Origin of the sequence: Flavobacterium sp. XN-5 (assembly GCF_008033395.2) — a bacterium.
Lineage (GTDB): Bacteria > Bacteroidota > Bacteroidia > Flavobacteriales > Flavobacteriaceae > Flavobacterium > Flavobacterium hiemivividum.
This window is the reverse complement of record NZ_VOGZ02000003.1, coordinates 200,222-224,934: the sequence shown is the minus strand read 5'-3', so window position 1 is coordinate 224,934 and position 24,713 is coordinate 200,222. Positions and strand designations below refer to the sequence as shown.

Sequence of the window (24,713 nt, the reverse complement as noted above, 5' to 3'; positions counted from 1 at the left end):
TATTGGTATCTTATTTGAAAGATTGACCTAAGATTGTAAAACCATTAAAAAATATTTAAATATGACAACAGGAAAAATTAATGTTTCGGTAGAAAACATCTTCCCTTTAATCAAAAAGTTCCTATACAGCGATCACGAAATATTTTTACGTGAATTGATTTCAAATGGGACTGACGCAACATTAAAATTAAAACATCTTACTAATATTGGCGAAGCAAAAGTAGAATATGGCAACCCAACTATTGAATTAAAAATAGACAAGGAAGGAAAAAAACTTCACTTGATCGATCAAGGAATTGGTATGACTGCTGCCGAAGTAGAAAAATACATCAACCAACTAGCTTTTTCTGGTGCTGAAGAATTCCTTGAGAAATACAAAGACTCTGCTAAAGATTCTGGAATCATTGGCCATTTTGGTCTTGGTTTCTACTCTGCCTTTATGGTCGCTTCCAAAGTGGAGATTATCACTAAATCATACAAAGACGAGCCAGCGGCACACTGGACATGCGACGGAAGTCCTGAGTTTACCTTAGAGCCGGCTGACAAAACTTCACGTGGTACCGAAATCATTTTGCATATCGCCGAAGATTCATTAGAATTCCTTGAAGAATCTAAAATCAAAGAATTACTGAACAAGTACAATAAGTTTATGCCTATTCCAATTAAATTTGGAACAAAAACAGAAACTCTACCTAAACCAGAAGACGCTCCCGAAGATTACAAAGCAGAAACAGTTGAAGTAGATAATTTCATCAACAACCCAAATCCAGCTTGGACAAAATTACCTACAGATTTATCTGATGAAGACTATAAAAAGTTCTATCATGAATTGTATCCAATGCAATTTGAAGAGCCTTTGTTTCACATTCATTTAAATGTAGATTATCCGTTTAACCTAACCGGTATTTTATATTTCCCAAAATTAGGTTCCGACTTACAAATTCAGAAAGATAAAATTCAGTTGTACCAAAATCAGGTTTATGTAACTGACAATGTAGAAGGAATTGTTCCTGAGTTTTTAATGATGCTAAAAGGTGTTGTTGATTCGCCAGACATTCCTCTAAATGTTTCTCGTTCTGGATTACAGGCAGATGCAGCGGTTAAGAAAATTTCAAACTACATTACTCGTAAAGTAGCTGATAAATTGAAATCACTATTCACTGAAAACCGTGAAGATTTCGAGAAAAAATGGAATGACATTAAAATCGTTCTAGAATACGGAATGCTTTCTGAAGATAAATTCTACGAAAAAGCAGGTGCTTTTGTATTATACCCAACCGTGGACAACAAATACTATACGCTTGAAGAATTAAAAGAAAACCTTAAAGAGAAACAAACAAACAAAGACGGAAAACTAGTTGTTTTATATGCAGGAAATAACGATGCACAGCACTCTTACATCGAAATTGCACAAGAAAAAGGATATGAAGTGCTATTATTAGATTCTCCTATTATCTCGCATTTAATTCAAAAAATCGAAGGTGATAATAGCGATCTAACTTTTGTACGTGTGGATTCAGACCATATTGATAATCTTATCAAGAAAGACGAAGACGCTATTTCTAAATTATCTGAAGAAGAGCAAACTAGTCTAAAAACAGTTCTTGAAACTATCGTTCCAAAGCAAACTTACACCGTTCAACTGGATGCTTTAGACAGCCAAGCGGCTCCATTTATTATCACGCAACCAGAATTCATGCGTAGAATGAAAGAAATGAGTCAGTCTGGTGGTGGTGGAATGTTCGGAATGGGTAACATGCCAGAAATGTACAACCTTGTGGTAAATACTAATTCACCACTAGCAACTACTATTCTAAACACTACTGATAAACCAGCTCAAGAACACCTTGTAAAACAAGCACTTGACTTAGCTAAACTATCTCAAAACTTATTAAAAGGAGAAGCATTGACTGCTTTTGTTAAGAGAAGTTTCGAAATGATAAAGTAATATTAGCATAACCCCGCCAAAGGAATGGGCACTAAAGACCTGCGAGTACGAACTTGCGGGTCTTTTTTTTAGAGCAGAATGATTGGTCTTCATACATACTCCCTCCCGCTCCCGACGATTCGGGACACTTTATCTTTTACTTTATTAAAGAAAAAAAGTAAAAGGATGACGTTGCAATCGGGGCTAATTAGAACGTTTTGTTAATTATAAGTATATTTAGAAAAAGAAGTCTACAACGATATGACGGATTTCTATATCACAGTATCGGGAATTTTAATGTAAAAAGACACTGTGTCTCTCAGAGTTTCCTCCGAGAATCTTTGCGATACAAAACTGAGATGCGCTTTCATAAATAAACAATTTCAATGAAAATATATAGAACAAAAACTTATATGACTTATATGTTAAAAAAAACGCTCTACTTCCTCCCTGTATCACTGTAAAACAAAAACTATTTCAGTATCAAAGTAAATTTAATTGTAATTTTGAAGTTCATTGATCAGATATATAAAATTAGCACTACTTGTTAAATTAACTTATCAATAAAATTCCAAGCAAATGTGGTGGCAATATCTATTAGTTTTTTTTGGTGCGGTATTATTTGACATCGTACCTTTTCCTTTTGCTCCAGCATTTACAATAATGATGTTTTTTCAAATTCTATTTGATCTAAATGTTTGGGCCGTGATTGTCATTGGAGTATTAGGATCCGTTTTGGGTCGGTATATTCTTCTTTTGTATGCTCCATTAATGGCAGACAAATATTTAAAAGCATCAAAAAATGAAGACATTAAGTTTCTTGGAGACAAAATGAACGAAAATAAATGGAAAGGTGTTTTAGTGGTACTTGCATATTCTTTGTTACCGCTTCCTACCACACCCCTTTTCTTAGGTGCGGGTATTTCAAAAATAAAGCCCATTTATATCATACCGCCTTTTTTGGTAGGGAAATTCACTAGTGATTCCATCGCTTTGCACTTAGGGAAATTTGCCGCAGAAAACCAACAGAGTATTATTGACAACATTTTTTCGTGGCAGTCAATCGCTAGTTTTATATTGGGTTTTGCAATGTTATTTTGTTTATTTTTCATCAATTGGCGCACCTTAATTCATACTAAAAAATTAGCCTTTGATTTTAAAATCTTAAATTAAGCTCTTCCACCCAACCTTGCGAATTACTTCAATCAAAAATATTTTACCCAAACGATATCACGGATTTGCAAACCCTAATTTCGAAGATTTTAAGGCACGAAAAAACTCTGTGAATCTTTGCGAAACAAAACCGCGATGCGCTTCCATAAATAAACAATTTTAATAAAAATACATAGCACAAAAACTTATATGACTTATAGGTTAAAAAAAACGCTCTACTCCGTAACGTTGAAACAAAAACCTATTCAAGCTACCATTCCTAAAATAGATATTATCTTTGCCTAATTTCATTTCTAAAAACAGATATAATGACTCCAGAACTTCCTAACTATTATTTAAATAAAAAGAAGTGAAAAAGCTAAAAAGCACAACCACTGGCTGGACTATTTGTCCTGAATGTAAAGGACGTGGTAAAAAAAGCCGGAGAATCAACAAAAAAGTCCGACTCCTTTACCAGAAAGCACTAGAACAATTTGAAAATTCGAATAGTGAAGGCATAACTCCTGTCCAGCCAAAGGCACATCTAGATTCTTGCTTGAATTGCTCTGGCTCTGGCTTAATTCCTGCCAGAAATCCTCCTGAAGCAGACACAGAAAACTACCCACACCTTGCTATTATTGGTGGCGGAATAGGCGGCGCTGCTCTAGCTGTAGCTTGCCTACACCGTGGAATTCCTTTCACATTATATGAACGCGACAGCAGCTTCGAGGCTCGATCTCAAGGCTACGGACTTACTTTACAACAAGCGAGTAAAGCGATCGAGGGTTTAGGTATTTTTTCTTTAGAAGAAGGAGTGGTTTCTACAAGACATCTAGTTCATACCACTGACGGAAAAGTGATTGGAGAATGGGGAATGAGAAAATGGATGCAGAACGATGAAAAAAAATCTCCCAAGCGCACCAATGTGCATATCGCGCGACAGTCTTTGCGTTTAGCACTGCTGAAACAGCTCGGCGGACATGAGGCTGTGCAATGGGGACACCAATTAATAGATATTCATAAAGCTAAGGACGACGTTGTAAATTTAACATTCGAAGTAAACGGAGAAATTAAGAACACTAAGGCAGATCTGGTTGTAGGTGCTGACGGAATTCGTAGTTCAATACGGAAATTAATTATTGGTGACGACACAGCTCCTTTGCGTTATCTCGATTGTGTCGTGATTTTAGGAATTTGTCCTTTGGCAGCGCTCGAAGGTCTTGAAAGTCCTTTACTTGACTCGGCCACAGTATTTCAAACTGCCAATGGCAATGAGCGAATCTACATCATGCCGTATGATGCAGAGTCGGTGATGTGGCAATTGAGTTTTCCAATGTCAGAAGAACAGGCTAAGGCATTAAGTGCTCAGGGTTCTAAAGCACTTAAAGAGGAAGCCTGCCGCAGAACGCAATGGCACGATCCCATTCCGCAAATTTTAACGGCGACTTTAGAATCACAAGTTTCTGGCTATCCCGTGTATGACCGAGAATTACTCGATAAAGAACTGTTAGAAAAAAACGAACAAATAACGCTGATTGGAGATGCGGCGCACCCAATGAGTCCATTCAAAGGACAAGGAGCAAATCAAGCACTACTGGATGCACTGGCGCTAGCGCGAGCAATCACAAGAGAATGCCGACCTTTATCTAATTGGCGTGAAGCTGGATTGAGAGAAAGCGTTTTAAATCCCTTTGAATCCGAAATGTTAGATCGAAGCGCTATTAAAGTGAAACATTCCGCAGAAGCTGCTCAGTTCCTACATTCTGAGATTGTGCTCCATGCAGGCGACGAACCCAGAGGACGCTGCCTAACGAGAAAGAAGGAATAGCAATGAATGTAGAAAACCGATTAAATGAATAAAAAATCAGTTTTCGAAAAAAAATTATCGAAATTTGGTTATTCAACCCTATCAATAAATCAATAGATGATTCTAAACATAGAAACTCCAACCTTATTATTCTCAGCTACTTCACTTATACTTTTAGCGTACACCAATCGTTTTCTTACTATTGCGACTATCATTAGAAGCTTAAAGAAAACCTATGACGAAAATGAAAATAGGAGTATTTTAATCGAAATTAAAAACCTCAACCTGCGATTAACACTAATTCGATACATGCAACTTTTTGGGGTACTCAGCTTATTTCTATCGGTTTTTGCAATGCTGCTGTTGTTCTTTAATTTCCAAATTGCTGGCCTATACTTTTTTGGCTTTAGCTTATTAAGCCTACTGGTTTCATTAGCGCTTTCTTTTTGGGAAATAAGTATATCTGTAAAAGCATTACAAGTGCACTTAAGTGATTTGGTTCAAAAATAGTATAATTAACAAACAAAAAAGAGCTGTGAAAATCTATTTCACAGCTCTTTTTTATTCTAGTCAAACCAATTATTGAGTCAAAATCCCAGCATCTTCTTTCTTATCTGTATTTAATAAGTTAGGATTTTCTTTGGCCAATTTATTTTTGGTTGGAATCTTATAATTCAAGCTAAAGCCAAATTTCCTCGTATCCATTTTATTACTGATTAACAACGGAGTTTCATACGAATTAAATGCAGTTTCACTCGTATTCAACACATCATCCGCAAAGATTGACAATGTCAGTTGGTCTTTTAAGAACTTTTTTGATAAGTTTAAATCCAAGGCATTTCTGAATGGCTTTACCGCAATAAAGTAAAAATAATTCCCCTTCGGTATACTATAACTATAATTAGCTACGAATTTTATCTTTTGCGGAAGCACAAGTTGCGACATCAAGTTAAATATCCAGAAACCATTTGTGTCTACCTGAGGAATTTGGTGGTATTGATAACCCGCATACACATACATAAAGTTCATGGTATCTGGATTAACATTCATTTTCAATGTTTCTTCCAGCCCTTTGGTAAACAACATATAAGGAATTGGCATCCCAATGTTAAAATTATGAATTTTTATCTCTGGAATATTCTCGTTACTATTAATCACTAAATCATTATTAAGCGTCACTCTATTGATAACTTGATTCTTAGCCGAACTAATATTATAACTGATAAAAGCATAATCAAAGGCGCTTAACTTCACCTCATAATTATCAAAAATAGTAGGCTGCAGGTTTGGATTACCAGAGTAGTCAATGTTCGGGTTTTGATAATTTGTGTTATTAGGGTTCAAGGCTGATGTACTAGGCAGCGTGATCTTTTTATTATAATTCAAATTAAAATTAACCGATTTACTAAAATTATACTGCGCACTTGCATTTGGAAAAAAGCGGAATTGCTTGAATGCAGTTAGTTCAGCAGTGTCTGTTTTGCCTGAAATATTGTAATCTTCGGCGCGACCGCCCACAATAAAACTAAATTTGTCAAATGTAGTTTGCAGTTCTACATAAGATGCCGCAGTTCTTCGTTTATAATCTAAATTCGTAATTCCCTTACTTTCTGCATCGAAAAGTAATTCTTCATACAAACTCCCAAAACTTAACTTCCCTTCGTCCGATAACGGAACGGGCTGCGAATAGTCAAATTTAAAATTATACAAACTTTGGTTTGATCCATTCTCTAAGGTCGAAGCCGAACTATTAATCGGACTTAGTTCAAAATCATTACTATTGTTGTTGTAATTAAATTTAAACTCTAATTTTTTAGCCGCATTATCAAATTTTTTCTGATAAGTAACTACTGCATCTTGGCGCAAGCCAGTGCTTACTGAAGCATCATTAGTACTAAAACCAGGACCGTTTCCTAGAGTATAACTGTCATTATTATTGTGAGTTATATCATAATTCAATAACAAACGGTCTTTACCTATATCAAATGTTAATGCCGATTTTACAAAATTATTTCGCCCTATACGATCAGCATTTGTTCTTGACAGCAAGGTACTTGTACCGTTCTCTTCTTTCTCAAGCGAAGTCCAAATAGCACTTTCTCTATAATTCTGACCTACATTTAATTGCCATCCAAAATACTTATTCTTAGCGCTCAACAATAGACTGTTGTTCATTCTCCAGCGTAGGTCATCATAATTCGTAAAACTTGTACTGTTAGTATACGTAGCACTCAAATAATTCTTTGCGTTTTTATTAGTGATAATATTCAAAATTGCACCACCAGAAGTAGCGGGGAATTCAGCACCTGGTTGCGTAATAATTTCAATTTTTTCAATAGCATTGGCAGGCATTCCCTCCAGGAAAGCATTCAGCTCCGTAGTAGAAATATTCAACGGCCTTCCGTCCATAAAAACGTCCAGTTGTTTTCCTTGATACATCATTCCAGCAATATCTGAGGCAATTAAACCAGGTAATTTTTTAATTCCTTCTAAAACGGATCCCGTATTCAAACTGGCTTGGCCCGCAAAATCAAAGATGGTGCGATCTGCTTTTTGCTCTACCACTTTCTTGGTTTTTATAATTGCAACCTCATTTAATTCTGTTGTCTTTTCGGGCGTAGTCTCAGGAGTTGTTTGAGCAGAAAGCGTAGACAAACTTCCTATTCCCATCAAAGCAATCAAATATATTTTTTTCATTTTTTTTGTATCAGATATTCCATAAGTCAACGTTATCCTTTAGTTGTTACATTCTTACTGAAAATAGTTTTAATCAATTGGAAATTAAACCTTTTTAGATTTCGAACATCTAAATAAACACCCAGCTTATAAAAGTCATTTATTATGGATCAAAACGCATTATGGTCGCTACGATTAGGTTATTCGAATAAGGAAAATAGCAAAATTTCCCAAAAAGGAATACCTTCTTTTGTAGAGGATTCCTTCAAGGTTTCTTTTGATAAAAGCATTCCGGATTTTTTAAATGACAGTCCGAAAACGGTGGCCGAATTAAAGCAATTGCGACAGCTGTTTAAAAATGCTACTCCAGAGGAAAAAAAAGAAGCTAGACAAAAAGAAAATCAAACTTCGGAAGCCATGAAACAATGGTGGATAGAGCGAATTATCGATGCCGAATATCCACTCCAAGAAAAGATGACCTTGCTTCTACACAATCATTTTGTATCTACTTTTCAGAAAGTAAAAGTGAATTATTGGATGTTTCAACACAACCAAATAGTACGTAAAAATGCTTTTGGAAACTTCAAGACGCTAACCAAGGAAATACTAAAGAGCAACGCCATGGTGCGATATCTTGATAATACTGATAACAAAAGAGGGAAGATAAATGAGAATCTCAGCCGGGAACTACTGGAATTATTCACCCTTGGCATAGGAAACTACACTGAAGATGATGTAAAAAATGGCGCAAAAGGACTTGCGGGCCTAAATCTTGGCGAAGACGGAGCCCAATATCGAAAAGCATTTGAAGACAACTCAACGATAACCTATTTAGGAAAAACCGGCGTTTTTAAATCGGATGCTTTGGTAGATATTATTTTCGAACAAAAAAACATTCCTTATCTCATGACTCGCAAAATACTAGAATGGTTTATTTACGACAATCCAAAAGAAGAGTTAGTGCAGTATTACGGTGATTATTTTAGAAAAGTTGATTTTGAATTCAAACCTTTACTATTAAAAATATTCACGGAAGAAGCACTTAAAAACACCGCTGGTTCAAAAATTAAAAATCCTTTAGAATACAGCTTACAGCTGCTAGCTGAATTACAGTTAGAAAATGAAAAAAAGACGTTGATTACCAACTTTTTAAAACAGCAAAGTATGGATTTATTCAATCAACCCAATGTGAAAGGCTGGGAAGGTGGCAAATCTTGGTTGACTACACAAATCTATTTGCAACGCAACACTGTAGCCGATGCTTTTTGTCAAGGCCGCGTAGACAATAACAGAAAAATGGATGGGAAAAACCGGCCTCTTCAAAATAAAATCGTATCATTAAACTGGCAAAAGGGAACAAACAAAACCATCATAAAAGAACTTACGGACCGCTTGTTATTTGGCGTAAGCCCTGAAATACAAAAGGATCTTGAAACCGTTTTAAAATATGATTTTGATGCCAATGCACCCAATGCTGATCAAGCCGTTTTACGATTATTTAATACAATAATCAAAGAACCTGAGTTTCAATTAATCTAATAACGACTCCTAATATCACTAATTATGAACAGAAGGAACTTTTTATCCTTAACAGGTACTTTTACTGCAGGATCGTTGTTATTACCTGATTTTTTATTCTCTTTTAGCAAACAAGAAAGTCTAATTATAGGCGAGCAATGCGTTCTATTTATTCAGCTAAATGGCGGTAACGACGGCTTAAACACTTTTATTCCTTACCTCGACCCATTGTATTATCAAATGCGTCCAAAAATTGCACTTTCTAAGGATGATGTCATCGCTGGAAATAAAGAAATGGCATTTCATCCTGCTCTAAAAGGATTTGCACAAATGCAACAAAACGGCGATTTAGCAGTGATTCAAAACGTAGGCTATCCCGAGCCGAATCGCTCCCATTTTAGAAGTCAAGAAATTTGGCAAACCGCTTCTGATTCTACGGAATATATTAATGAAGGATGGCTGGGTCGCTATCTGGATTTGCAATGCGCCACCCACACTCCTACTGCTGGAATTAATATAGATAACATTGACAACTTGTCTTTAAAAGGCGAAGTGCCGAATGCCATTACTATCAAAGATCCTGAAAGATTTAAAGTGAAAAATAATACGACAGAGCCCAATGCATTATCGGAAAACCCCGTCTTAGATTTTGTTAGAAAAATAGCCAATTCAGCGGTAGAAGGTTCAGAGCAAATCCAGAAAGCGCTAACAAATGCCACTCAAGAAAATTCTTATCCGAAGACAGGATTAGGAAAAAACCTAGCGTGGATAGGCCGATTAATAAAAGGAAATCTGAATTCGAAAGTATATTATACTTCCCTTAATGGTTTTGATACCCATGATAACCAATTAGCTATTCATAGAAATAAACTATCCGAGTTAAACGATGCCGTATTTAGTTTTTACACCGACATGAAAAATGCGAAACTACTTCAAAACGTTACGATTGTTGTTTTTTCTGAATTTGGACGAAGAGTAAAAGACAATGGAAATGGCACAGATCACGGAACAGCAGCTCCAATGTTTGTCATTGGCGGAAGCAATAAAGGAAAAGTAATAGGTGATAATCCCAATTTATCCGACTTAGTTCAAGGGGATTTAAAACATCAAATTGACTTTAGGAGCGTGTACGCTACCTTGTTACAAGATAAGTTAAATTTTGCGCCAAGCTCCATTGGCATTAAGAATCCACTAATAAAAAATCTATTTTAAAAAATCATCCACTATCTAAAGTTGCGTTGCACTTGAAAGCTTACCTTTGCCCTTCAAAAAAAAATATTGAATGTCAAATAATCAGGTTTTAAAAGGAGTATTTCTAGTTGCATTTGGAGCTACGAGTTACGGTATGCTTGCTACTTTTGTAAAGATGGCGTATGATGAAGGTTATACAACTGCCGAAGTTACTACCTCACAATTTGTGTTGGGAATCATAGGGATACTGTTAATCAACTTATTCCAAAAAACAAAAAATAAAAATACAGCTGTAAAGGCTTCAAAACGAAATATATTTCACCTAATGCTGGCTGGAACTTCATTAGGAATGACGAGTCTTTTCTATTATTTGGCAGTAAAATACATTCCTGTTTCCATTGGAATTGTATTATTGATGCAAACGGTATGGATGGGAGTTTTACTCGAAATGATTCTTGAAAAGAAACTTCCTTCTACGCAGAAGATAGTTTCCGTAGCTATTGTTTTATTCGGAACCGTTTTAGCGACTAACTTAATAAACAATGAAGTTCAACTGGACTGGCGCGGTCTAATGTGGGGTTTTTTGGCTGCAGCTTCATTTACCACCACAATGTTTACCGCAAATCGTGTTGCAACTAATATTTCTTCTGCTCAACGCAGCTTATATATGCTGTTGGGCGGTGCAATAATCGTTTTTACATTTTCTATTATCACTCAAGTAACCCCATTTAATTTTGAAATTTTTCTAAAGTGGGGAATTGTATTGTCTCTTTTTGGGACTATTATTCCACCAATGCTTATGACTGCCGGCTTTCCATTAACGGGAATTGGACTAGGAAGTATTGTTTCTGCAATTGAGCTACCTGTTTCTGTGACAATGGCCTATTTCCTTTTGAACGAGACTGTAACCGTAACCCAATGGTTTGGCATAAGTTTAATACTATTAGCTATAATATTAATGAATATTAATAGCAATGGCAAAATAGCATAATTCTGTTTTTATATAAAATTATGAAATTCGACACCAAAAAGAATAATTAGTTGTAAATTCGCATCAAAATTCCATTTAATTTCCTTTATTATGAATTTACCTTGGCATCTTTACCTAATGGCTTTGATTTATACCATTGCAGGATTCAACCATTTTAGATCGCCTCGACTATACAAGAAAATTATACCCCCTTATTTCCCCAATCCTAAATTATTAAATATCCTAAGCGGTGTTGCCGAAATAATTTTAGGAATATCATTATGTATTCCGATGCTTTCCACATATGCAGCCTGGGGAATTATTGCACTGTTAATAGCAGTTTTTCCAACACATATCTATATGTACCAAGACGAAAAAGCAAGAATGGGACTTCCCAAATGGGCTTTATTACTGAGAATGCCAATGCAACTATTGTTGATCTACTGGGCTTATCTGTACACTTAAGACTTCTAATAAAAGGGACTTGACTATTAATGAATTAGGTTGTCATCGTATCTGAAAAATCACTATTTTTGATACATACCCTACTATCATGAATGAAATTGTTTCTTATTTTTCTACCATACCTTCTTCCCACAGAAGTTTGATTCTAGTTTGTGGTATTACTATTTTTTGGTTGATCGAAAATGCATTTCCACTTTTCAACTTTACTTATAAGAAATGGCATCACGCTGGAATTAATATATTCCTAACACTGACCACAATTATAGTTAATTTCTTACTTGCTTTCGTATTACTAATAGCTGCTGATTGGACTATTAAAAATGATTTTGGAATTCTTCAATGGCTTCCTGAAATACCATTATGGCTTTATATACTCATTGGTTTGTTATTACTGGATCTTATCGGAGCCTATCTGGTTCACCTTATCGAACACAAAACTAAATTCCTCTGGCGGTTTCACATCATCCACCATACTGATACCTGGATAGACACCACAACTGCTAACAGACATCATCCCGGCGAAAGCATTATTCGGTTTGCATTCACAACTTTGGGAGTAGTAATCGTGGGAAGTCCTATGTGGATGGTATTCCTGTATCAAACGCTATCTGTAATTGCAACTCAATTTAACCACGCCAATATTGCCTTGCCAAAAAAGTGGGATACTATTATAAGCTATTTCATTGTATCACCAGACATGCACAAAGTACATCATCATTATAAATTGCCTTATACGGACAGTAATTACGGAAATATATTCTCAGTTTGGGATCGTCTTTTTGGAACATTTAAAACATTGCCCAAAGAAGAAATTGTATATGGAATTGATACGCACATGAATATGGAAGAACATAATAAACTAAATAAATTATTGAAAATTCCTTTTCAAAAACAACGATCACCAGAAAAGAATTATACCCCATGAAAAAAAAATGCTTTTATGGTTATAACTAATTATATTTTTATTAATATTGTTCTATCTAATTTAGAATCAATTATATTAATCATTAAAAACAAATTGAATTAATTTTCAAGTGATGAAAAAGAGTAACCGCAAAGAATTAAACTGGGAACAAACAGAAAAACTTGTTACAATGGCCTTAGAGGAAAAAAACCCTTTTGAAATTATTAAAAAGGAATTTGGTCTGGTCGAAAAAGAAGTTTTGGAAATAATGAAAAAGAAAATGCCGGCAGAGAAATTTGAGATGTGGAAAAAGAAAGCTGCTGCAAATAAACCAAAACCAAAACCCGTTAAAATCGATGATTTTGATGAAGACTTGGATGGTAAATACTATATCAAAAACAAATTGGATTAACCGATAAAAAAACACTCTCCTGCAGAGTGTTTTTTTTTTACGAAAATTATAAATTAGTTGGTGCTGCGTAAATTTAGAACAATCAATCCGAGTTTGTTTTATATGCAAATCACTTTCACTTTCGCGAATCAGGCTATAAATCCCAATATAAAAATAGATTGCGATTTTTTTTAGAAAATTACCGCAAAGTAGCGACTAATCTTTCCAACTATTTTCTTTATTTTGCAGCAAAATATTTAACCAATGAAAAAATCAATCCTTGCATTCGTTTCACTGTTGCTTTTGGCATCATGTGCTAAAAATGAATCAAAAACCAACTTGCACATTACTGGAAATATTAAGGGACTAAAAAAGGGAACCTTATATATTCAAAGAGTTGTAGATAGCGCTCTTGTAGCAATAGACACCATTGCAATCGACGGCAGCTCTGCTTTTGAGAGTAATATCGATTTAAAATCACCTGAGATGCTTTATCTGTTTTTAGACAGAGGAGTTAGCAATTCATTAGACAATAATTTATTGTTTTTTGCTGAACCTGGAAATATCAACATTGAAACAAACTTAGATTCCTTCCTTTCGGGAGCTAAAATAACAGGGTCAAAAAATCAAGAATTATACGAAGAATATAAAAAAGTAAGCAGTCGTTTTAGAGATGACAACTTAACTTTATTAGAACAAAAATTCAATGCTCTTAAAAGAAAGAATACAAAAGCGGCAGACAGCCTGAGTGCAAGACAAGATTCTAACACAAAAAGAAGGTACTTGTATGTAACCAACTTTGCTATCAATCATAAGGATTACGAAATAGCGCCTTACATCACTTTATCTGACATCTACGACATCAATCTTAAGTATCTAGACACTATTCAAAAATCAATGACTCCAAAGGTCGCAGAGTCTCTTTACGGGAAGAAACTAACAGAATACGTAACTGCGGTTAAAGCTCAAGAACAAATCAATTAGATCCTTCCGCATTCCAACTTATATTAAATAGGCTCCTTCAATTAAGGCAGCCTATTTTTTTTATCTATAAATCAAATTACCCTTGAATCCTCTGCTAAAATAAAAAACCACCTAACAAAAGTTAGATGGTTTTCACAAAGAGCCGGCGGAGGGACTCGAACCCACGACCTGCTGATTACAAATCAGCTGCTCTAGCCAACTGAGCTACGCTGGCAATATTATGGCTGCAAATATAGTTCTGAATTTTTATTATCCAAATAAAAAAGAGTACTATTTATAATTATTTTTTATTAAAAGACATCAAAAACGATTCGCTCTCTGTTCTCTTTTTATAAAAAAACCACCTAACAAAGTTAGATGGTTTTACAATGAGCCGGCGGAGGGACTCGAACCCACGACCTGCTGATTACAAATCAGCTGCTCTAGCCAACTGAGCTACGCTGGCGTCTCATTACGGGTGCAAAGATACAGATGAATTCGTGTTTTCCAAAATAAATCTGTACTTTTTTATCGTTTTTTTCGACTACAATTCGTTGATTTTAGCAATCAATTGATTTGCAGTTTGTTCCAATTCAATATTGATTTGTTTGAAGTGTGCTTTTTTATCTTCTACTTTTTTAGCGTTCACTTTTGTGATCAAAGTATCAAATGCAGCAATAGCCTCATCAATTAAATTATTAGTTTCTGTTGTCGCTTTTCCTGTAGTTGAAATTTCAAACAAGTAAACTGCTTCAATAATATCTCCTAATACGTAGTTGATGTCTTTTTTTAAATTCTTAATATTTGCCATTTTATTTTTAATTTTAATTTGCGTCTGCAAAAGTACATATAATCTTTCTATTACCGACTATGAAATGTAAATTTCTAAAATAGAAGCTTTTCCAATAGCCAGCTAATCATTTCGCATAGCTGTAATCACAACTGCATTTTTATTTTTTGTTTTCGAAATAAGAATTCTATATCAATATCTGAAATTCTCTATCTATAGTCATTTACACACTAAAGGATAAGCAATTATCTCTAATCGATTAGTACTTTAATAGTCCCCCTTTTTCACAGCTTCCAGCGCTTTTGGAATATGATTTCCGGCCTTAATACTATCAAAAATCATTATTATTTTTCCTTCCTTATCAGCCACATAGGTTACTCTTCCAGGAATCAATCCAAAAACATAGGATGGAACCCCAAAAAGCTTCCTGATTTTTTTATCCCCATCCGACAAAAGAATAAACGGCAATTTATAGTGCGCAGCAAACCTTTGATGAGAATCGACACTATCACTACTAATTCCGATAACCTCTGCTCCTAGGTCTTTAAAATCTTCATATTGATCCCTAAAGCTGCAGGCCTGAGCAGTACATCCCGGAGTATTGTCTTTTGGATAGAAATAAATCACCAAGGGTTTATGACCTACTAAATCTTGACTATCAAAATCATTTCCATCGGTATCTTTCGCTTTAAAATTTGGTATTTTGTCTCCTATTGCTAACTCCATTATTCTCCTCTATAAGTTACAAAATTGCGAGGCGTTTCATATAGCACTACTTCCAAATCAAATTCTGCATTAATCCTCTTTCTTATTTTATTCCAAATCACCACTACAATATTTTCGGCGGTGGGATTGAGATTTTCAAATTCAGGAACATCAACATTAAGGTTTTTATGATCAAACTGATCCTCTACTTCTTCTTTTATAATATCCGATAAAATTTTTATATCCATCACATAACCAGTCTCGGGATCAATCGAGCCAGTAACGCCTACAATTAAATCATAATTGTGCCCGTGATAATTCGGGTTATTGCATTTTCCAAAAACAGCATCGTTTTTCTCGAAAGTCCAATCCTTGCGATACAATCGATGTGCCGCATTAAAATGTGCCTTTCTACTTATAGTTACTCTCATGTTGCGATTTTAGATTTAGAATTCTACTTCTTAAATTTTATGTTCTTCTAAGAAATGATAGAATTCGTCGAAAATAATTTTAAACCAAACCGTGTAGAGTTCAGGATGCACTTGCATATCATTTTTCACGGCATCAATCCCCATCCATTTCCAATCCTCTACTTCCTCTGGATTTATCACTGGCCTTTCATTGGAATACCCAATCATAACATGATCCAGTTCATGTTCGGTTAGACCATTATCAAATGGAGCTTTGTATATAAAATGAAAAAGTTCTTTGAGCTCTGTTTTAAAACCCATTTCTTCAAACAACCTTCTACTACCCGCCTCAATATTAGTCTCGCCCTCTCTTTGATGACTACAACAAGTGTTTGTCCACAACAATGGCGAGTGATATTTATGATGCGCACGCTGTTGCAGCATGATTTCATTATTACTATTCAAAACAAAAACCGAGAAAGCACGATGCAACAAAGCTTTTTCATGCGCTTCTAACTTAGGCATCAATCCAATTTGCTCATCGTCCTTATTAACTAATATTACATTTTCTTCTATCATAATTATTTTTAGCATCACAAAAATACAAAAAAGTTAAGCAATAGTAACTCCTTTAACGTTCTGTTTCGAATTGTTGAAGATACAAGAATACCATGTCATTTCATCTTCATTCCATGAAAACAAATGCTAAATTCTTTCCTACATTTGATATTTTAAAACCATAATCATAATGAGCCAGATAAACATTCGCAAAGCCACACTCGAGGACTTAAGCATACTTCTTGAATTCGAACAAGGAATTATATCTGCCGAACGTCCTTTTGACCGCACATTAAAAGAAGATCCAATTTCTTATTATGATATTGAAAAAATGATTACGGCAATTGATGTAGAAGTGGTTGTTGCCGAAATTGAGTCTGAAATTGTAGGCTCTGGTTATGCTCGAATAGAAACTGCAAAAACCTATTTGAAGCATGACAACTATGCTTATCTGGGATTTATGTACACAGACCCTAAACATCGAGGAAAGCGGGTAAACGCAAAAGTTATTGAAGCCTTAAAAGAATGGTGTCGTTCCCATAAAATTACAGAACTTCGATTAGACGTTTATAACAACAATCCATCCGCAATAAGAGCTTATGAGAAAGTGGGTTTTAAAAAACACTTGCTAAATATGAGGGTTCAATTATAACAGCTATTTCACGAATAAAAACAATACTGAAAAGCATATAGCTTAATTAGAATTTCAGCCAAAAAAAAACACATGCTACATGCCATTATTCCCAGCTAAAGCATAGACAAATCCACTCTGTTTTTTCCAAAAAATATAAAGACTAGCAAATCGTTTTTTATATATCTTTACCTGATTTTTTCTCAAAAAAAGAATCATAAATTATTTCGATTTAAAATCACAAAAACACCCCAAGTCTCTAATTTAGTATTCTATGGAAAGTCGCGATTACATCAGCCTATTTGAGCAATCTCCAGCATTATTAGTAGTGCTAGACCCACATTTTAACATCGTCACTATTTCTGACGCCTATTTAAAAGCAACACTAATCGAAAGGGAAAATGTGATAAACAGAAACATTTTCGATGTGTTTCCTGAGCATCCTAACGATAAATCTTCAGCTGTACATGCTGCTTTACAAATTTCTTTGAATCGAGTTTTAGATCAGCAAGTTGCCGATAAAATGGAGATTCAAAAGCATGCTATTAGAAAACCGCAGTCAGAAGGAGGCGAATTTGTAGAACGTTATTGGAGCGTGCTCAACTCGCCATTATTAGATGACGATAAAAATGTGAAATACATCATTCAGCATATTGAAGATGTAACCAAAAACGAGGAATTGATTGCTAATAACCTTAAACTGAAAAATCATATTGAGCTGTTAGCTGAATCATACGAGTACGCCGAAGAAATAATTGCAACAATCGACGAACCTTTTTTGATACTCAATAGTGAGTTTAAAATCAAATCGGCTAGTAAATCTTTTTACAAAAAGTACAAAATTACGAAAGACGAAGCCGAAGGAGTTGCTCTATTTGACCTGAACAACAAGCAATGGGACATACCAGGTTTGCGTTCACATATAGAAAATATTCTCATATGTAAAACAGCTTCCGAAGACCTAGAAGCTACCCATCCTTTTTATGGCAATGGAGATCAAACAATAGTATTTACTGCGAAAAATATTTTTCAAAAAACACATAGCGAGCAATTAATCCTACTGGCAATAAAAGACATTTCTGAAGTACGCCGATTATCAAATAAACTTCAATTAAAAGAGAAAAAGACATTAGATAAACAGCTTGAAACCGAAAAAATAGCGCTCAAAAAAATTGAAGATAGCGAAAAACGCTATAATATGATGCTTACTAATTCGCCTTATTCCATAGCAATATTGAAAGGAAAAAACATGGTAGTTAGCTTAGCAAATGCAAGTATCAAGGAAATATGGGGAAAAGGGAATGACGTAGAAGGAAAAGAGTTTACCACTATATTACCCGAAATTAAAGACACACAGTTCCCCGCACTACTAAATGAAGTTTACACCACAGGAATTCCTTTTTATGGGAACGAACTTTTAGCACCTTTAGTTCGCAACGGTAAAACAGAGGATGCTTATTTTAATTTTGTCTATCAGCCTTATCAAGAAGCTGATAAAACTATTTCTGGAGTTACCATCATTGCTTACGAAGTCACCGCACAAGTAATAGCAAAAAACGAATTAATTGAATCTAAAATTAATGCCGAGCAAAAAACTTTAATTGCAGAAGAAGCCGTTAGGTCAAAACAGCAATTTTTGTCGAATATGAGCCATGAGATTAGAACTCCTATGAACGCGATTATTGGCTTCACTAATATCATTTTAAAAACGGAGCTAAACAATTCTCAACAAGAATACATCACTGCAATTAAAGAATCAGGTGACGCCTTAATAATCCTGATTAATGACATTTTAGACATTGCAAAAGTCGATGCAGGAATGATCACATTTGAAACGACCATTTTCAAACTTACAAAGTCAATTTCTACAACTTTGCATCTTTTCGAACAAAAGATTTTAGAAAAAAACATAGCTCTAATCCATAATTACGATCCCGCAATACCTAAATATTTGATTGGAGATCCGATGCGTTTGCGCCAAATCATCTTGAATCTAATGAGTAACGCCATTAAATTTACTTCAAAAGGCGAAATAAGTGTAAATGTACGCCAGCTTAGTCAAGACAGCGAATCGGTTACAATCGAATTTATAATAACCGATACTGGAATTGGTATTGCCAAAGATAGGCTCGAACATATATTTAAAAATTTCGAACAAGCTACCAAAACAACTAGTACTTCCTATGGCGGAACAGGACTAGGCCTTGCTATCGTTAAACAATTAGTGGAACGCCAAGGCGGAACGATAATCGCATCTAGCGAGCATGGCGTAGGATCCTCTTTTGGTTTTAGAATGAACTTCAAAAAATCAAACCGACAAGAATTAGTAGCTAATGACGAACTGGGAACAAGCTCTTTCGACACTTATAAAGAAGCAATTACCAAAGGAACAAAAGTACTCGTTGTTGAAGACGTAGTATTAAACCAACTATTGATAAAAATAATATTGTTGGATTTCGGATTTGAAATTGAAATGGCCGACAATGGAAGAGTCGCTGTTGAATTGCTCGAAAAAAACGAATATGATATTATTTTAATGGACTTACAAATGCCTGAAATGAATGGCTTTGAAGCTACAGCACACATTCGTAATATCTTAAATTCTCAAATTCCTATCATCGCTCTTACTGCCGATGTCACTAATGCCGATGTCGAAAAATGCATCGCCGTTGGTATGAATGATTATATATCCAAACCAATTGACGAAAAATTATTGTTCGATAAAATCAGTAAGCATCTTGTTAGAGTTTAAGTACGTTTATGAATTTAGGATAATCGAAAATTTGAACGATTGTAAACTAACGCAAAAGTTAAGAAAAACTCAGTGCTAAAATAGCATACCTCCGTAATAAAATAAAAACAACAAATCCCAACCTCGATTTAAGTCTAAATCGAGGTTTTTTTGTTTAAACTTTCTCCAATCATCAGGGCACATTTCTCACCATCAATAGCAGCCGAAATGATTCCGCCCGCATAACCTGCTCCTTCTCCACATGGATACAAGCCTTTTATCTGAAGGTGCTCATAAGAAATAGGATCTCTCGGAATTCGCACTGGCGATGACGTTCTTGATTCAGGGGCATGTAATATCGCATCATTAGTCAAATAGCCACGCATCGATTTCCCAAATTCAGAAAACCCTTCTCTTAATATCTGAGTTAAAAATCCTGGAAAAACTTCACCCATTTCTACTGATGTAGTTCCGGGAACATAAGATGTTTTAGGGATTTCTGAAGAAACTTTACTATGCGTAAAATCAATCATCCTTTGCGCTGGTACTTTTTGCGATTCCCCAGCCAGCTGCCATGCTTTTTGTTCGATGCTTTTTTGAAACTCCATTCCAGCAAGAGCGCCAAATTTAGCAAATGGCTTAAAATCTTCTAATTTTAATTCAACTACAATACCTGAATTTGCGGTAGCTTGATCTCTTTTTGATGGAGACCAACCATTTGTCACCACTTCGCCAGGACTCGTCGCACAAGGCGCAATCACGCCTCCAGGACACATACAAAAAGAATATATTCCCCTACCTCCTACTTGCTTTACAATACTATAAGGAGCCGGCGGCAACAGCGCGCCACGATAATCACAGCTGTATTGAATACTATCAATTAAGGATTGTGGATGCTCTGCTCGTACACCTAAAGCAAAAGCTTTGGCCTCTATAAATATTTTTTTTCTATCTAATAACTCATAAATATCTCTGGCAGAATGTCCAGTGGCCAAAATCATTTTATTAGCCAAAATCGTTTCTCCTTTTTGAGTTACGATCCCTTCCACTTCATTGTTTTTTACTAGAATATCCGTCACTCTAGTTTCAAACAAAACTTCGCCGCCACATTCGATAATTTTCTCTCGAATATCCTGAATAATTTGGGGCAATTTATTTGTTCCAATGTGCGGATGTGCTTCCACTAAAATATCTGGAGTAGCTCCATAAGCCACAAATAACTCTAAAATACGGAGTACATCTCCTCTTTTTTTGGATCTCGTATATAATTTTCCGTCGGAATAAGTTCCTGCGCCTCCTTCACCAAAACAATAATTAGAATCTTCATTTACAAGATGATCAACATTGATTGCCTTCAAGTCACGACGACGGCCACGAACGTCTTTACCTCTTTCGATCACTATTGGTTTTAAGCCCAATTCAATAAGTTGTAAAGCTGCAAAAAGTCCTGCTGGTCCGGCACCAACAACAATTACTTCTTGAGCAGCGGCCACATTTCCGTAATCAGGAAGTTGAATTTTATTTTCTTCCAAAGGCTCTCCTTTCAAATACACCTTTACTTTCAGATTGATTTTAATTGCTTTTTGGCGCGCATCAATAGAACGCTTTAAAATGGAAACATGCTGAATTTCTTTTGGAGAAATTTTTAATAATTTTCCAACGTGTTCTTTTAGCAAAATTTCATTTGCGGCAATTTCTGGAGATACTTGTAATAGGTGTTCTTGAGGCATTTTTTTTGGGTTATTCTATTTTCAGATAACTGATTGTAGGCTAATTAAATTAAGGAAATAGTCGATAAATAGTTTCTCTTTTGACAAATCTTGCCATTTGGATAGTTTCTCCATCAAAATAAAACCCCAATCTGTATTTGCTAATTCTCATTCTAAAAGCTTCAGGATGAACTTTTAGTTTTTTTTTATATTAGTTAAATCATTAAGATTTTCAGCTTTTTTAAAATTTTCAATCGCTTGAAATAACTGTTCCTTCAGAGATTGGTTGTTGAGTTTTTGAATATCTTTTAGAAAAGATTTTAAGTACTCAACTTTCATTATTTTAAGATTCTAAAAATCTCCTCTTCACTTACTTTATCAGTCAAATCTGCTTCCTGCATTAATAATAACAAACCTAAATCTTCTTTTTCGTCGTCGGTCAATTTATCAAATCGTTCCAATTCTTTATTTTTGACATAAGATTAAACCGCATTTTCTGTCAATGCTTTAACACTTAAATTTTCAAATACTGAAATAAATTTTAATTTCGTAAGGGTTGTCTGATCTAAATCGATTAATTTTTTCATATCAGCTTATTTTAATACAAAGATATACAATATATGTTTTGGATACAAAGTATCAATTAGTTTGATAAATTTGCAGAACAAATTATTACAATGAGACAAATTAAACTAATATGGGATTTCCGTGGTCCTGCCTCCGCAAAAACTGCTGAGCATCACGAAATTCACTTAAAAGAATACATCGCGATTGAAAAATTACCCGTAAACATTACAGGTTTTGAAATTCAAGGCGAGATGCAAGCGATTGCTTTTATGGTCGTTACTGATGAAAACATGATACAAGTACGTGATGCCCTGAAACCGCACCGCGGACAAGTTTATGAAGAAAGTTAGCAGTATTCAGTGATCGGTGATCAGTTAGCAGTATATCTGAATACTGAACACTGACCACTTTCTAATTAGCCACCTCACTAATGAATTTAATTCGCATCAAGCGCAATTCATCAATATCGTAATCACCTTCAAATTCTTTCAGGGCATCTTCAATTTTATCGGTTGTCGATTCCATAAAATAAGTATGAATTTCCTCTTGTTGGTCATCATCAAGCATTTCGTCAATCCAATATGCGATATTCAATTTCGTCCCTGAATAGACAATTTGCTCCATTTCCTTAAGTAAGGCCTCCATAGTCAACCCTTTTGCTTTAGCGATATCATCTAAAGACAATTTACGGTCAACATTCTGAATTATATATAATTTATTGGCTGAATTAAGCCCAGTCGATTTCACAACCAAATCATCTGGACGCACAATTTCATTATCTATTACGTAACGATTTATTAATTCGACAAATTCACTACCGTATTTCTTTGCTTTTCCTTCTCCTACTCCATGAATGTTAATCAACTCCTGCACCGAAATCGGATATTTTAAAGCCATATCTTCTAAAGAAGGATCTTGGAAAATAACAAATGGCGGCACTCCCAACTTCTTAGATGCTTTTTTACGCAAATCACGTAGCATTCCCATCAAAACTTCGTCAATAGCTCCAGCAGATTTTGACGCACTTACGATTGCTTCGTCTCCAGCTTCATTATATTCATGATCTTCAGACATCATAAAGGAGCTTGGACTCTCAATAAAAGCCAATCCTTTCTCGGTGATTTTTACAATTCCATAAGTTTCTATATCTTTGGATAAATAACCCTCTACGAGAACTTGTCTCAATAAAGCCATCCAATATTTTTCGTCAAAGGCTACACCGCAACCAAAAAATGATTGCGAGTCGGTTCTATGCGCTTTTATGACCGCATTAACTCTACCAATTAGCGTAAAAACAATTTCCTTCGACTTATATAAATGCTTAGTATCTCGCACTACCTGTAGCAATTTAACCACCTGATCTTTGGCTTCTACTTTTACTTTTGGGTTTCTTACATTGTCATCCATATCAGCGCCTTCACCTGTAGCACTGTCGAATTCCTCACCAAAATAATGAAGTAAAAATTTTCTTCTCGACAACGAAGTTTCCGCATAGGCAACCACTTCCTGTAACAAAGCAAACCCAATTTCTTGTTCAGCCACAGGTTTACCAGACATAAACTTTTCTAGTTTTTCTACATCTTTATACGAATAGTAAGCCAGACAATGTCCTTCTCCACCATCCCTACCGGCACGTCCCGTTTCCTGATAATAACTTTCCAGTGATTTTGGAATATCATGATGAATTACAAAACGAACATCCGGTTTATCGATTCCCATTCCAAACGCGATTGTCGCCACAACCACATCTACATCTTCCATAAGAAACATATCCTGATGTTTTGCCCGCGTTTTAGCATCTAATCCAGCATGGTATGGCACAGCACTAATTCCGTTGACCTGCAATACTTGAGCCACTGCCTCCACTTTCTTACGGCTAAGGCAATAGATGATTCCTGATTTTCCTTTATGCTGTTTTATAAATCGAATGATATCTGATTCTATATTTTTTGTCTTTGTGCGTACCTCATAATAAAGATTAGGCCTGTTGAATGATGCTTTAAAAGTCGTGGCATCACACATATCTAAGTTTTTCAGAATATCTTCTTGCACCTTCGGAGTAGCCGTCGCGGTAAGACCAATAACGGGCACGTCTCCTATTTGCTTGATTATATTCTTTAGATTCCTGTATTCTGGCCTAAAATCATGACCCCATTCAGAGATACAATGAGCTTCATCAATGGCTACAAAAGATATAGTTACGTTTTTAAGGAAATTGACATTCTCCTCTTTCGTCAACGATTCTGGAGCAACATACAACAGCTTCGTCAAACCCGAAGTGATGTCCTTTTTAACTTGAGCGATCTCGGTTTTTGTAAGGGATGAATTTAAAACATGAGCAATCCCTCTTTCTGAAGACAAACTTCTAATGGCATCTACTTGGTTTTTCATCAAGGCAATTAAAGGAGAAACAACAATAGCGGTTCCTTCTTGAACTAAAGCCGGAAGTTGATAACAGAGCGATTTCCCACCGCCTGTAGGCATAATTACAAATGTATTTTGTTTATTGAGTAAACTTTTAATAACCTGTTCCTGCAGCCCCTTAAATTGGCCAAAGCCAAAATATTTCTTTAATTCTTTATGGATATCAATTTCGTTTGAATTCATTCTTTATTATATGGTATTTTGTATAAATTTGCACCATATAA

The 24,713-nt window shown here is 35.2% G+C and carries 22 protein-coding genes and 2 tRNA genes; 14 read left to right on the top strand and 10 right to left on the bottom strand.

Annotation, left to right across the window (positions count from 1 at the left end):
- Nucleotides 1–61 precede the first annotated feature (61 nt).
- The 4 genes from htpG to FQU23_RS08210 all read left to right on the top strand — a co-directional run bounded on the left by htpG (nt 62) and on the right by FQU23_RS08210 (nt 5,396).
- Nucleotides 62–1,948 (top strand): molecular chaperone HtpG, encoded by a 1,887-nt coding sequence (gene htpG, locus FQU23_RS08225; protein WP_147673438.1) that lies wholly within the window; start codon nt 62–64, stop codon nt 1,946–1,948.
- A 558-nt stretch (nt 1,949–2,506) separates the two neighbouring features.
- Nucleotides 2,507–3,100, top strand: coding sequence for a hypothetical protein (locus FQU23_RS08220; RefSeq protein ID WP_147673437.1), 594 nt, complete (start codon nt 2,507–2,509; stop codon nt 3,098–3,100).
- A 349-nt stretch (nt 3,101–3,449) separates the two neighbouring features.
- Nucleotides 3,450–4,907, top strand: a complete 1,458-nt coding sequence (locus FQU23_RS08215; RefSeq protein ID WP_147673436.1) for an FAD-dependent oxidoreductase — start codon at nt 3,450–3,452, stop codon at nt 4,905–4,907.
- A gap of 96 nt (nt 4,908–5,003) precedes the next feature.
- Nucleotides 5,004–5,396, top strand: coding sequence for a DUF2721 domain-containing protein (locus FQU23_RS08210; RefSeq protein WP_147673435.1), 393 nt, complete (start codon nt 5,004–5,006; stop codon nt 5,394–5,396).
- 69 nt (nt 5,397–5,465) lie between these two features.
- Here FQU23_RS08210 and FQU23_RS08205 read toward each other — a convergent pair whose 3' ends face one another.
- The gene (locus FQU23_RS08205; RefSeq protein WP_147673434.1) at nt 5,466–7,583 is read right to left on the bottom strand and encodes an outer membrane beta-barrel family protein; all 2,118 of its coding nucleotides are present in this window, start codon (nt 7,581–7,583) and stop codon (nt 5,466–5,468) included.
- 144 nt (nt 7,584–7,727) lie between these two features.
- Between FQU23_RS08205 and FQU23_RS08200 the strand changes: the two genes are divergently transcribed.
- From FQU23_RS08200 to FQU23_RS08170, 7 genes are all read left to right on the top strand, one after another.
- A complete protein-coding gene (locus FQU23_RS08200; protein ID WP_147673433.1) occupies nt 7,728–9,101 on the top strand; it encodes a DUF1800 domain-containing protein in 1,374 nt (457 codons plus the stop codon).
- Nucleotides 9,102–9,125: 24 nt separating this feature from the next.
- Nucleotides 9,126–10,292 carry a DUF1501 domain-containing protein gene (locus tag FQU23_RS08195; protein ID WP_147673432.1) on the top strand — a complete coding sequence of 389 codons (1,167 nt, stop codon included), beginning with the start codon at nt 9,126–9,128 and terminating at the stop codon, nt 10,290–10,292.
- Between the two features lie 70 nt (nt 10,293–10,362).
- The gene (locus tag FQU23_RS08190) at nt 10,363–11,262 is read left to right on the top strand and encodes an EamA family transporter (protein WP_147673431.1); all 900 of its coding nucleotides are present in this window, start codon (nt 10,363–10,365) and stop codon (nt 11,260–11,262) included.
- A gap of 90 nt (nt 11,263–11,352) precedes the next feature.
- Nucleotides 11,353–11,706 carry a DoxX family protein gene (locus FQU23_RS08185; protein WP_147673430.1) on the top strand — a complete coding sequence of 118 codons (354 nt, stop codon included), beginning with the start codon at nt 11,353–11,355 and terminating at the stop codon, nt 11,704–11,706.
- An 88-nt stretch (nt 11,707–11,794) separates the two neighbouring features.
- Nucleotides 11,795–12,631, top strand: coding sequence for a sterol desaturase family protein (locus FQU23_RS08180; protein ID WP_147673429.1), 837 nt, complete (start codon nt 11,795–11,797; stop codon nt 12,629–12,631).
- A gap of 112 nt (nt 12,632–12,743) precedes the next feature.
- On the top strand, nt 12,744–13,022 hold the full coding sequence (locus tag FQU23_RS08175; protein ID WP_147673428.1) for a DUF2805 domain-containing protein: 279 nt from the start codon (nt 12,744–12,746) through the stop codon (nt 13,020–13,022).
- Nucleotides 13,023–13,265: 243 nt separating this feature from the next.
- Entirely contained in the window at nt 13,266–13,985 is a 720-nt protein-coding gene (locus FQU23_RS08170; RefSeq protein WP_147673427.1) for a DUF4369 domain-containing protein, read from the top strand.
- A gap of 140 nt (nt 13,986–14,125) precedes the next feature.
- Here the strand turns inward: FQU23_RS08170 and FQU23_RS08165 are convergent.
- From FQU23_RS08165 to idi, 6 genes are all read right to left on the bottom strand, one after another.
- A tRNA-Thr gene (locus FQU23_RS08165) sits at nt 14,126–14,199 on the bottom strand.
- Nucleotides 14,200–14,356: 157 nt separating this feature from the next.
- A tRNA-Thr gene (locus FQU23_RS08160) sits at nt 14,357–14,430 on the bottom strand.
- A gap of 78 nt (nt 14,431–14,508) precedes the next feature.
- The gene (locus tag FQU23_RS08155) at nt 14,509–14,775 is read right to left on the bottom strand and encodes a hypothetical protein (protein WP_132110308.1); all 267 of its coding nucleotides are present in this window, start codon (nt 14,773–14,775) and stop codon (nt 14,509–14,511) included.
- 246 nt (nt 14,776–15,021) lie between these two features.
- Complete coding sequence (locus FQU23_RS08150) at nt 15,022–15,480, bottom strand: peroxiredoxin (RefSeq protein WP_147673426.1); 459 nt, start codon at nt 15,478–15,480, stop codon at nt 15,022–15,024.
- Nucleotides 15,480–15,890 (bottom strand): 6-pyruvoyl trahydropterin synthase family protein, encoded by a 411-nt coding sequence (locus FQU23_RS08145; RefSeq protein WP_147673425.1) that lies wholly within the window; start codon nt 15,888–15,890, stop codon nt 15,480–15,482. The genes FQU23_RS08150 and FQU23_RS08145 overlap by 1 nt, the downstream gene beginning before the upstream one ends.
- A 30-nt stretch (nt 15,891–15,920) precedes the next feature.
- Nucleotides 15,921–16,448: an isopentenyl-diphosphate Delta-isomerase gene (gene idi, locus FQU23_RS08140; protein ID WP_147673424.1), complete on the bottom strand. Its 528-nt coding sequence runs from the start codon at nt 16,446–16,448 to the stop codon at nt 15,921–15,923.
- Between the two features lie 169 nt (nt 16,449–16,617).
- Here idi and FQU23_RS08135 point away from each other — a divergent pair, with 169 nt between their 5' ends.
- Both FQU23_RS08135 and FQU23_RS08130 read left to right on the top strand, forming a co-directional pair.
- On the top strand, nt 16,618–17,079 hold the full coding sequence (locus FQU23_RS08135; protein WP_147673423.1) for a GNAT family N-acetyltransferase: 462 nt from the start codon (nt 16,618–16,620) through the stop codon (nt 17,077–17,079).
- Between the two features lie 253 nt (nt 17,080–17,332).
- Entirely contained in the window at nt 17,333–19,810 is a 2,478-nt protein-coding gene (locus tag FQU23_RS08130) for an ATP-binding protein (protein WP_147673422.1), read from the top strand.
- Nucleotides 19,811–19,944: 134 nt separating this feature from the next.
- Here the strand turns inward: FQU23_RS08130 and FQU23_RS08125 are convergent, their stop codons facing one another.
- Entirely contained in the window at nt 19,945–21,519 is a 1,575-nt protein-coding gene (locus FQU23_RS08125; protein WP_147673421.1) for an NAD(P)/FAD-dependent oxidoreductase, read from the bottom strand.
- A 317-nt stretch (nt 21,520–21,836) separates the two neighbouring features.
- Nucleotides 21,837–21,959, bottom strand: a complete 123-nt coding sequence (locus tag FQU23_RS16305; RefSeq protein ID WP_262887280.1) for a hypothetical protein — start codon at nt 21,957–21,959, stop codon at nt 21,837–21,839.
- A gap of 216 nt (nt 21,960–22,175) precedes the next feature.
- Between FQU23_RS16305 and FQU23_RS08115 the strand changes: the two genes are divergently transcribed.
- Entirely contained in the window at nt 22,176–22,415 is a 240-nt protein-coding gene (locus FQU23_RS08115; RefSeq protein ID WP_147673420.1) for a hypothetical protein, read from the top strand.
- A gap of 61 nt (nt 22,416–22,476) precedes the next feature.
- On the opposite strand, the gene FQU23_RS08110 is transcribed toward FQU23_RS08115, so the two are convergent.
- A complete protein-coding gene (locus tag FQU23_RS08110; RefSeq protein WP_147673419.1) occupies nt 22,477–24,672 on the bottom strand; it encodes a RecQ family ATP-dependent DNA helicase in 2,196 nt (731 codons plus the stop codon).
- Nucleotides 24,673–24,713 lie beyond the last annotated feature (41 nt).

Coding starts and splice junctions, on each gene's coding strand:
- FQU23_RS08130 (WP_147673422.1), top strand. CDS start 17,333: ATGGAAAGTCGCGATTACATCAGCCTATTTGAGCAATCTCCAGCATTA.
- FQU23_RS08145 (WP_147673425.1), bottom strand. CDS start 15,890: ATGAGAGTAACTATAAGTAGAAAGGCACATTTTAATGCGGCACATCGA.
- FQU23_RS08190 (WP_147673431.1), top strand. CDS start 10,363: ATGTCAAATAATCAGGTTTTAAAAGGAGTATTTCTAGTTGCATTTGGA.
- FQU23_RS08115 (WP_147673420.1), top strand. CDS start 22,176: ATGAGACAAATTAAACTAATATGGGATTTCCGTGGTCCTGCCTCCGCA.
- FQU23_RS08125 (WP_147673421.1), bottom strand. CDS start 21,519: ATGCCTCAAGAACACCTATTACAAGTATCTCCAGAAATTGCCGCAAAT.
- FQU23_RS08200 (WP_147673433.1), top strand. CDS start 7,728: ATGGATCAAAACGCATTATGGTCGCTACGATTAGGTTATTCGAATAAG.
- FQU23_RS08155 (WP_132110308.1), bottom strand. CDS start 14,775: ATGGCAAATATTAAGAATTTAAAAAAAGACATCAACTACGTATTAGGA.
- FQU23_RS08175 (WP_147673428.1), top strand. CDS start 12,744: ATGAAAAAGAGTAACCGCAAAGAATTAAACTGGGAACAAACAGAAAAA.
- FQU23_RS08195 (WP_147673432.1), top strand. CDS start 9,126: ATGAACAGAAGGAACTTTTTATCCTTAACAGGTACTTTTACTGCAGGA.
- FQU23_RS08185 (WP_147673430.1), top strand. CDS start 11,353: ATGAATTTACCTTGGCATCTTTACCTAATGGCTTTGATTTATACCATT.
- FQU23_RS08220 (WP_147673437.1), top strand. CDS start 2,507: ATGTGGTGGCAATATCTATTAGTTTTTTTTGGTGCGGTATTATTTGAC.
- FQU23_RS08180 (WP_147673429.1), top strand. CDS start 11,795: ATGAATGAAATTGTTTCTTATTTTTCTACCATACCTTCTTCCCACAGA.
- idi (WP_147673424.1), bottom strand. CDS start 16,448: ATGATAGAAGAAAATGTAATATTAGTTAATAAGGACGATGAGCAAATT.
- FQU23_RS08210 (WP_147673435.1), top strand. CDS start 5,004: ATGATTCTAAACATAGAAACTCCAACCTTATTATTCTCAGCTACTTCA.
- FQU23_RS08110 (WP_147673419.1), bottom strand. CDS start 24,672: ATGAATTCAAACGAAATTGATATCCATAAAGAATTAAAGAAATATTTT.
- FQU23_RS08170 (WP_147673427.1), top strand. CDS start 13,266: ATGAAAAAATCAATCCTTGCATTCGTTTCACTGTTGCTTTTGGCATCA.
- htpG (WP_147673438.1), top strand. CDS start 62: ATGACAACAGGAAAAATTAATGTTTCGGTAGAAAACATCTTCCCTTTA.
- FQU23_RS08150 (WP_147673426.1), bottom strand. CDS start 15,480: ATGGAGTTAGCAATAGGAGACAAAATACCAAATTTTAAAGCGAAAGAT.
- FQU23_RS08135 (WP_147673423.1), top strand. CDS start 16,618: ATGAGCCAGATAAACATTCGCAAAGCCACACTCGAGGACTTAAGCATA.
- FQU23_RS08205 (WP_147673434.1), bottom strand. CDS start 7,583: ATGAAAAAAATATATTTGATTGCTTTGATGGGAATAGGAAGTTTGTCT.